The sequence below is a fragment of the Okeania sp. SIO2B9 genome (genome assembly GCF_010672505.1).
In the GTDB taxonomy this organism is placed as follows: domain Bacteria; phylum Cyanobacteriota; class Cyanobacteriia; order Cyanobacteriales; family Microcoleaceae; genus Okeania; species Okeania hirsuta.
On the sequence record NZ_JAAHGK010000839.1, the window covers coordinates 1 to 3,477 of the forward strand.

A 3,477-nucleotide genomic window follows, 5' to 3' on the forward strand; every position below is an offset into this window, starting at 1 on the left:
TTTATTTTTGATGAATGGAGATGTCTAAATAATAAAAAAGGAAGCATTAATTTAATTTTTACTACATTCTCAAACAAAGATTCGTACTCTAAAGCTTTGATAAAATTGCTTTTTTATCCTTTAAAGGTAATAAAGCTGATAGCTGATAGCTGACTGCTGAATGCTTACGTTTATTGATTTATTGCGAAAAGTCCCAACAATGTTTTACTATCTAAATACTCATGGTTTACAGTCAAGCAAGCCTGAAGTTAATTTTGTTATGGGTTTTGAATCTCTTGAGAACGACTTTAGAAAAGTATCCCAAATATTAGAATTAGAAAACTTTCAGCTCCCTGTCCGTAATAAATCAAATCGAGAAGATTATTGGAAATATTATGATTCTGAATTAGTTGATATGGTGGCACATAAGTATGCAGCAGAGATTGAGTATGCTGGGTATTCTTTGTTGTAAACCAACAAATAAATTTATTTGACTACTCTAGAAAATTTAGAAAAATTGAAATAGAACTAACTAATTTTTAGTAAACTCAAATTTATGATTTTAATACCTTGTAGCAGAACGCACTTGTGCTGAGGACAGAAGGTTTTTCTATTTTTATAGCACTATGTTAATTAGTTAGGATATTGGTAAATCCTGTTTGTGGAGCATTGACCTAGAAAAAACTCACTCATATCGTGTCCTTGCAGAGCGTGTAAACAAGAGCATTAATGTCTATAGGAAATTTAAGCCTTCTCTCATAGATAACTAAAGCCTTCTTTTTTTCCTACTTCTTCCTTCTTACTTCTTCCTTCTTCCTTTGCCATAAGTTCAGGATTTTTAAAAAGTTAACAGGTCTTTTTAAAAAATAGAGGTAGGTTTTCATTTGAGTAAAATCTCTAGAAAACCTACCGCTAAATTTTCTGTAATTCCAAAAAATACTGGAATAAATATTATTTGCTTGCCGCTTTAACGAATTTTTCTACTAATGGCATTACATGCTCAACATCTTTCCAACCAAGTATTTCTGTCACCTTTTTTTGTAAATTTTTGTAGGTTCTAAAAAATTCTGCTATTTCTTCTAATCGATGAGGTGCTACATCTTGGAGAGATTTAACCTCAGTGTAGCGTGGGTCTTTGTCTGGTACACAGAGGATTTTTTCATCTCTGTCCCCTCCATCAATCATCTCTAACATTCCGATGGGTCTTGCTGCAATAACGCATCCTGGAAATGTTGGCTCATCCATAATTACCATTCCATCAAGGGGGTCTCCATCATCTGCTAGGGTGTTAGGGACAAAACCATAATCGTAAGGATATTGTACGGAAGAATAAAGTACTCGGTCAAGGGCAAAGGCTTGTAAATCTTTATCAAACTCGTATTTATTTTTACTTCCTGCGGGAATTTCTATCAGGACATTTATTAGTCCTGGTTCTGGTTGGGCTGGAATTAGCGATAAATCCACGACATTTCTCCATCTTAACTAAAAAAGAGTATATCAAGAGTCTTAACCAAAAGGAAGTAGGAAAGTCAAGCTATCGCCTTAGCTGATCGAAGTTTTAATTTAGATAGAGTCCAGAGGTTCTGCTTCTAAGGCACAAGGCACTTATTCTCAGGGAGACTTTCCCTCTTTATTTATTTCCAAATTAAATGAAATACAAATTTGGTCACTATCTTCAGTAAATGGAATAGTAGAGTGCCAGAAATAACAAGGAAAAATTACTGATTATCCTACTTCTAGTCTGCACTGATATTTCTGTTGATTTTTCATGTCTTACTCTCAGGAAAAAGAAGTAGGAAAATTTCAGTAACCTACTCCAGAATTATGTTGTTAGAGAGGATAAGGAAAAATTGATTTCTTAAACTCGCCCCTACTTAATAGATGATTAGTATTTTGCCAAATATTGAGATTTTTCCATCTCAAGGAATTCAACTAAATGAAATATAAATTCGGTCTCTATCTCTAGTAAATGGAATAGTAGAGCGCCAAAAATAACCAGGAAAAATTACTAATAATCCTGCTTCTGACTGAATCAGATATTTCTGTTGATTTTTCATGTCTTACTCTGAGGGAAAGGAAGTAGGAAAATTTCAATAACCAGACCCATAATTATTTTATTTGAGACATGAGGAAAATTGATTTATATTTAAACTCGCCTCTACCTAAAAGATGAAGTGTTTTCCCAAACCTCATATTTTTCTTGATCTACCTATCTAGAGGAATCAAATTAAATGAAATACAAATTCGTTCCCTATCTCCAGTAAATGGAATAGTAGAGTGCCAAAAATAACAAGGAAAAATTACTAATAATCCTGCTTCTGCTTGAATCGTATATTTCTCTTTTTTTGCCATATCCAATTCTCAGGGAAAAGAAGTACCAAAATTTAAGTAACCAGAGCCATGATGATTTTCTTTTATACTATTCGGAACTTGAATATAATAAACGCCACTACAATAACTTTCAGGATGAATATGAGAGTTTTGAAATCCTTCTGACTCTAAAATAACCGCCCAATCACTGAGCTTCCAGTCTGAGGGTAAATTATGGAAAAATTGATCATTAGAGTTAGCAGTGAAACGACTAAAATAATTAAAGAGGTAATGATTAATTTTTTGCTTCAGTTCTGCCATTACGGAAGTATTATCTGTAAAAATTTCGTAAGTTTGACTACCTCTATTTATTGGTTTACCTGGTCGGTCTTTTAAAAGAGTAGGATGTCGAACAATGTAATTTTTCAAGTCACTATTATAAGCTGCAAAATTCTCCCATCCTTCTACATTGGCAAACTGGTATTTAGCTACTAATTCTGAGCAGTCAAAAATAGACTCAGCTTCAGACTTTTTACCTACATCTTGCAAAGCTAAACCCAGATGAGCATAAGCTTCAATATGTCTATGATTAATATTTATAGCTTTTTGAAATTGAGCGATCGCTTCTTCAGATTTACCTATTTCTCGTAAAGCTATTCCTAGTTGCGCATAAGTATCAGCAGAATTAGAATTATGTTTAAGAATTTTCTGATATAGCTTTATTGCTGCTTCCCACTCAGATTTTTTCCCTAAAATTTATGCTAAACCTGCCATAGCATTAACAGAATTTTTATCCTGCTTTAATGCAGCGTTATAACATTCAATTACTTCCTCATGTTTTTCCTGTTGACTTAACAGAAAACCCAAATTTATATCAGGATCAGCAGAAGTAGGAATTAAATCAACAACAGCTTGATAACAAGCTTCAGCTACATCGACTTTTCCCTGCTCATAAAAAATAGCAGCAATATTAGTCAAATTTCTGTAGTCTACTTTTGTGAAAACTGCTATAAATAGAATAATTAATTTTACTGCTTCCGCACAACTTATTGAAAAAAGACAGAGCTAATTAATTGTTGCCAGATACTATATTATAACCCTATACTTTTTGTTAACTAACTTTAGCAATATGGATAAGATTTCTGATGATACAACTTTTATCATTTTCTTTGTGGGTTTAATACCCCA

The 3,477-nt window shown here is 32.9% G+C and carries 4 protein-coding genes and 1 pseudogene; 1 reads left to right on the top strand and 4 read right to left on the bottom strand.

What is annotated here, in order from left to right; translation table 11 throughout:
• Window positions 1-199 precede the first annotated feature (199 nt).
• On the top strand, window positions 200-451 hold the full coding sequence (locus F6K13_RS24225) for a hypothetical protein (protein ID WP_124147303.1): 252 nt from the start codon (window positions 200-202) through the stop codon (window positions 449-451).
• Window positions 452-930: 479 nt separating this feature from the next.
• Here the strand turns inward: F6K13_RS24225 and F6K13_RS24230 are convergent, their stop codons facing one another.
• The 4 genes and pseudogenes from F6K13_RS24230 to F6K13_RS24245 all read right to left on the bottom strand — a co-directional run bounded on the left by F6K13_RS24230 (window position 931) and on the right by F6K13_RS24245 (window position 3,267).
• Entirely contained in the window at window positions 931-1,443 is a 513-nt protein-coding gene (locus tag F6K13_RS24230; protein ID WP_124147304.1) for an inorganic diphosphatase, read from the bottom strand.
• 464 nt (window positions 1,444-1,907) lie between these two features.
• Window positions 1,908-2,036, bottom strand: coding sequence for a putative 2OG-Fe(II) oxygenase (locus tag F6K13_RS24235; protein WP_124147305.1), 129 nt, complete (start codon window positions 2,034-2,036; stop codon window positions 1,908-1,910).
• A 148-nt stretch (window positions 2,037-2,184) separates the two neighbouring features.
• Window positions 2,185-3,045 (bottom strand): annotated as a pseudogene (locus F6K13_RS24240) (putative 2OG-Fe(II) oxygenase).
• Entirely contained in the window at window positions 3,046-3,267 is a 222-nt protein-coding gene (locus tag F6K13_RS24245; protein WP_161564714.1) for a tetratricopeptide repeat protein, read from the bottom strand.
• Window positions 3,268-3,477 lie beyond the last annotated feature (210 nt).

Bases quoted from the DNA above. Each gene is read 5' to 3' on its own strand.
- F6K13_RS24235 (WP_124147305.1), bottom strand. From the start codon at position 2,036: ATGAAAAATCAACAGAAATATCTGATTCAGTCAGAAGCAGGATTATTA.
- F6K13_RS24225 (WP_124147303.1), top strand. From the start codon at position 200: ATGTTTTACTATCTAAATACTCATGGTTTACAGTCAAGCAAGCCTGAA.